Source organism: Rhizobium sp. P1_E1 (genome assembly GCF_056406015.1).
In genome coordinates this window covers 1-4,698 of record NZ_JBFUAY010000385.1, presented here as the reverse complement: position 1 = coordinate 4,698, position 4,698 = coordinate 1, and the positions used below count along the sequence as shown (strand labels likewise).

Below are 4,698 nucleotides of genomic sequence, written 5' to 3'. Positions count from 1 at the left end.
GCTTACGGGACCGCAACGATCCCTTGATCTCGCGATAAGAGATTATGCTCCCGGTTCGGAGATCGTTCTTGACGGACTTGTGCACAAGTCGGCAGGCGTCCTCCTGAACTGGAAACGACCGGCCAGCGAAAGCAACATACGAGACGTGCAGAGTCTGAAAGTACATTGGACATGCCGGCGATGCGGGACGAGCGATACCAGCCGGACGGAGCTCAACGAATGCCCGGTATGCGCAGGAGCGGTAACGAACAACCCCTATCTGAGACCTGCAGGGTTCTCCGTAGACGTGCGCGACAAGGCGCATGCAGAGACGGACGTCGTCTCCTACGTCGCACCAGAAGAACCAAGCGTGTCCGTCAGGGCGAGCCCTTGGACATCGCTGCCGATCCCGGATCTTGGCCGCTATCGTAGCAGCCGTGAAGGCGCAGTTTACTACAGCAATCGGGGACAGTTGAAAAACGGATATGYCCTGTGCCTGCACTGCGGGCGGGCGTCCCCCGACTATCCGAGGTTGGACAACGGCGACATCGATCAGACCGTAGCTTCGCCGCTCGCCCTCCATGCGCCACTCCGCTGGAAGAAGGGGGAGAACGCCCAGGTCTGCGAGGGCAACGGCAATGCATGGGCGGTGAGACGCAATCTCGATCTAGGATATGAGATCTCGACTGACGTTTTCGAACTCCAGCCGTCTATGCCTTCGGCGAAGGCCACGGCGACGGCTCTGGTTATCGCGATGCGAGAGGGTATAGCGCGTATTCTCGGCATCGAAGCTGACGAGATGGGTTACGCAACGCAGACGGCGGACGCACAGTTCGGAACACGCTCACGTTCGATGCTGATATTCGACCGCGCAGCGGGCGGCGCTGGGTTTGCGGCGTCGATCGCCGATCGGCTTCCGAAGGTCCTCGCCGAAGCCCGTAACGTCCTGGATTGTCCGAACACCGGCTGCAGTACGGGTTGCGCCGCTTGCGTCCTCGTGCCGGACGCACCGTTCGAAGAAGGAACCCTCGACCGTCGCTCGGCCCTGAACTTCCTGGATCAGCATCTCTCCTTCCACCGTGCCCTGCCAGACGAAGATCGGATATCTAAGGACGCTGCGATTTCCATCAACGTCGAGGACGAGGTCGCTCGGACGTTGCGGGAATCCATCAAACCATCGGTACGCCTCTACCTTCCGGAGACGACCGATCTCGGCCAGCTCGCCAACTGGCCTGTAAACACAGCACTGGAACAATGGCTGAGCCACAGTAGCGAGGTTGTCTTCGTGGTCCCGGAAAGCCTGCTGCGTCGAGGGAACAACGGTGATCTGATTGCCTTGTATGACTTGGGTCAGCGCTACGCGAAAGCAGGCGGGAACTTTCCCGTACACGTCGGAGCGCCTCCGACACTAGGCGCTGGCGCAGTTGCCGGTGTCATCGTGACCAGTGGCACTAGAACCACGGCGTGGGCGACAAGGGATCCGGCTTCTTGGGAGGTGTCGGCGGAGTGGGGGCAGCCCGCCACTTTTCCAATCGTGTACGGAACCGTCGATGGCATCGCGCAAACAACGCCGCTGAATAAGTCCTTGCTGCTGCCTTCTCCAGGGTCGAAGTTTGACACGATCACTACGGAACTCGATCGTGGCCTGACGCTGTTCGGCGGAGCGATGGCAAGTCGCATTCGCAGCCTTCTGGAAGAACTAGGTGTCTCCACGAACCGGAAGCTGACGTCGGTCACATATACCGATCCCTACGTCAAATCGCCGCTCACGGCAAAAATGTTCGTCGATACCGTAGCTGCTTTGGTGAAGGGGGTTCCATCTCATTCCGTGGTGTTGTCGACAAGCGCCCCAGGAGGAAAGTCAGGCCTCCCGTCGCGTCTTCACGAAGATTGGCGAGACAGTAATCTGGCGCAAGCCGTGATCACCGAATACGCGGCCTTGAAAGGCGTGTCGTTGACGCTGCGGTTCGAGCAGGTTCCACATGGTCGCTACATGAAGCTGATTTTCGAAGACGGAATTTCAGCCACCGTCGTATTCGACCAGGGATTCGGAGCATGGCGGGTCACCTCGACTGGTAACCTGTCTCAGCACGACTTCCGTGCTAGCCCGAAACGTCAGGCAGAAGCGCTCGCCCGATCAAGCGCCTCGGTAGGCAAGGGGTAAGCATACGGTGAAGGCCGCTGGTCACGCCGCTTGAGCGTCGATGGTCGGCGGTGTCCAGTTCCATGGAAGCAGTTGCTCCAACCTGGTGATCGGAGTGTCGGCTATGCGGGCGAGGATGTCGGCAAGCCACGCCTGCGGATCAATGTCGTTGAGCTTTGCCGTCATGATCAGCGTAGCCATGAAGGCGGCACGGTCAGCGCCACGATCCGATCCGGCGAATAGCCATGATTTCCTGCCAAGTGCGAAGCCTCTGAGCGCGCGCTCGGCGGCATTGTTGGTCAGGCAAATCCTGCCGTCGTCCAGGAATGACGTGAAGCCATCCCAACGCTTGAGCATGTAGTCGATCGCCTCTGCGACCGGAGAACTGCGCGACAGTTTTGCACGCTCGGTTTGAAGCCAAGCCTGGAGATCGTCGACGAGCGGCAGGCTGTCTCTGCGGCGTCGGTCCAGGCGTTGACCGGCGGCAAGCCCGTTTATATCCCGCTCGATATCGAACAGGGCGTCGATCCGTTTGACGGCTTCCAGCGCCATGGGCGAGATCGGCGCAGCGTTCTTTCCACGCTTGGCATTCGCCGCGATGTCGGCGAGCACGAAGAACTTACGTCTCGAATGTGACCAGCAAAACGCCTGCCTTAGCGGATTTGGATCGCGATCAACCTTGAACAGCGGATTATAGCCGCCATAGGCATCCGCCTGCAGAATGCCGGTGAAGGTCTTCAGATGGCGTTCCGGATGCTCCTGTCGCCGGTCCCGCGATGCATAATACAGCGCGGCCGGCGGTGAGAGCCCGCCGAATGGTCGGTCATCCCGGACATAGGTCCATATGCGACCGGTATCGGTCTTTCCCCTCGCCAAGATCGGCACTGTCGTGTCGTCGCCATGAAGCCGCCCGGCGGCCAGAACGTGCGCTTCGATCAGTGAATGGATAGGCTTCAAAGCCGCGGCGCATGCTCCGACCTGGTCGGCCAATGTCGATAAGCTGAGGTCGATGCCCTCGCGGGCATAGCGTTCGCTTTGGCGATTGAGCGGCTGGTGCTGGGCGAACTTCTCAAACAGGATCATCGCCAGCAGGTTCGGCCCGGCAAAACCGCGGGGCGTCACATGGAAGGGTGCTGGTGTCTGGGTGATCTTCTCACACTCGCGGCAGGTAAACTTCTCCCGCACCGTCTGGATAACCTTCCACTGGCGCGGGACGACCTCCAGGGTCTCGGTGATATCCTCACCGAGTTTCGACAGTTTGGTCGACCCGCAGCAGGCGCAATTCGTGGGAGCAGCGATGACGATGCGCTCGCGCGGCAGGTGTTCTGGAAAGGGTTTGCGTGAAGGACGCTTGCGCTCAAAGGCTTTGACGGCTGAAGCTTTGGCTGCGATCTCCGCGACCAGTTCATCTTCACCGGCATTTGCTTCTAGCTCCTCGAGCTGCAGCTCCATCTGCTCAAGGAGCCGCGCCTTACGCTCGGACCGGCTGCCGTAGAGTTCGCGGCGAACCTTGTCGATCTCCAGCTTCAGCCGCGCGATCAGCGCCTCGGAATGTGATACGAGTGCCTTTGCACTGGCGGCTTCTGCCTTGGCAGTTGCTGCTTCAGCCTCGGCTGCAACACGCCGAGCACGTTCCTTGGCCAGCAGTGCAAGCGCACTGGTAAGGTCGTCCGGAAGCTCTTCGGTCGCATTGCTCATGACAGGATGGAATCATATTCGACCCTGTCATTCCAGTGTTTTTGCTTATCCGGCCGACGTCGGCCGCCAGGTCTTTTGCGGCATCCGCCAGTCGATGCCTTCCAGTAAATAACCGAGCTGCGCGGGCGTGATCACCACCGTGCCATCGGCTGCCGAGGGCCAGATGAAGCGTCCCCGTTCTAACTTCTTTGTAAACAGACAGGCTCCCTGGCCGTCATGCCAGATCACCTTGATCAGACCGCCACCGCGGCCGCGGAATACGAACAGGTGCCCACACATCGGGTCACGCTTCAGCGCCTCCTGCACCATCAACGATAGACCCGGAAAGCCCTTTCGCATGTCCGTATGGCCTGTCGCCAGCCAGACCTTTACACCAGTAGGGACCGGGATCATCGACGACCCAGCACGCAATCGAGAATGCGCCCAAGCGCTTCCGTGTCGATATCGCTATCCACGCGTACGCGTCTGCCCCGACCCAGCTCAATCGTTACATCGCTGCGTTTGCGACGAGGATGGGATGTGGTGGGCGGTTCCGTTTGAACGGGAGAGACTGCCGGCGCGGTCTCGGACACGATCACCGGCACCAACGTGGTTGCCGTCTCGGTCTTCAGCTCCTCGATCCGGCACAGCTCCTTGCGCCAACGGAACAACTGGCTGACATGGATACCGGCCGCGCGAGCAATCTCAGAGATAACCGCGTCCGGCTCAAAGCAGGCAGCGACGAGGCGCTCTTTGTCCTCGCGTGACCAGCGCCGACGGCGCTCTACGGACGTGATCACCTCAATTGGATGCTTCGTCATATGACTACTCCTAGCGTTACCACTAGGACTGCCAGTCAGTAGCCCGTCATCGCAAGACGGCTTTCACCGTGGGCTTAC

4 protein-coding genes are annotated in these 4,698 nt (G+C 60.1%); 1 reads left to right on the top strand and 3 read right to left on the bottom strand.

Annotated features, from left to right (window positions below):
• Positions 1 to 2,143: DUF1998 domain-containing protein (locus AC1D1Z_RS36075; protein ID WP_477853590.1), on the top strand; the 2,143-nt coding region annotated here is incomplete at its 5' end.
• Between the two features lie 21 nt (positions 2,144 to 2,164).
• Here AC1D1Z_RS36075 and tnpC read toward each other — a convergent pair.
• The 3 genes from tnpC to tnpA are packed head-to-tail and all read right to left on the bottom strand — an operon-like array spanning position 2,165 to position 4,620.
• Entirely contained in the window at positions 2,165 to 3,820 is a 1,656-nt protein-coding gene (gene tnpC, locus AC1D1Z_RS36070) for an IS66 family transposase (protein WP_018241645.1), read from the bottom strand.
• Between the two features lie 45 nt (positions 3,821 to 3,865).
• Complete coding sequence (gene tnpB / locus AC1D1Z_RS36065) at positions 3,866 to 4,213, bottom strand: IS66 family insertion sequence element accessory protein TnpB (protein WP_018241646.1); 348 nt, start codon at positions 4,211 to 4,213, stop codon at positions 3,866 to 3,868.
• A complete protein-coding gene (gene tnpA, locus AC1D1Z_RS36060; RefSeq protein ID WP_018241647.1) occupies positions 4,210 to 4,620 on the bottom strand; it encodes an IS66-like element accessory protein TnpA in 411 nt (136 codons plus the stop codon). Before tnpA ends, tnpB begins: the two co-directional genes overlap by 4 nt.
• Positions 4,621 to 4,698: the final 78 nt, after the last annotated feature.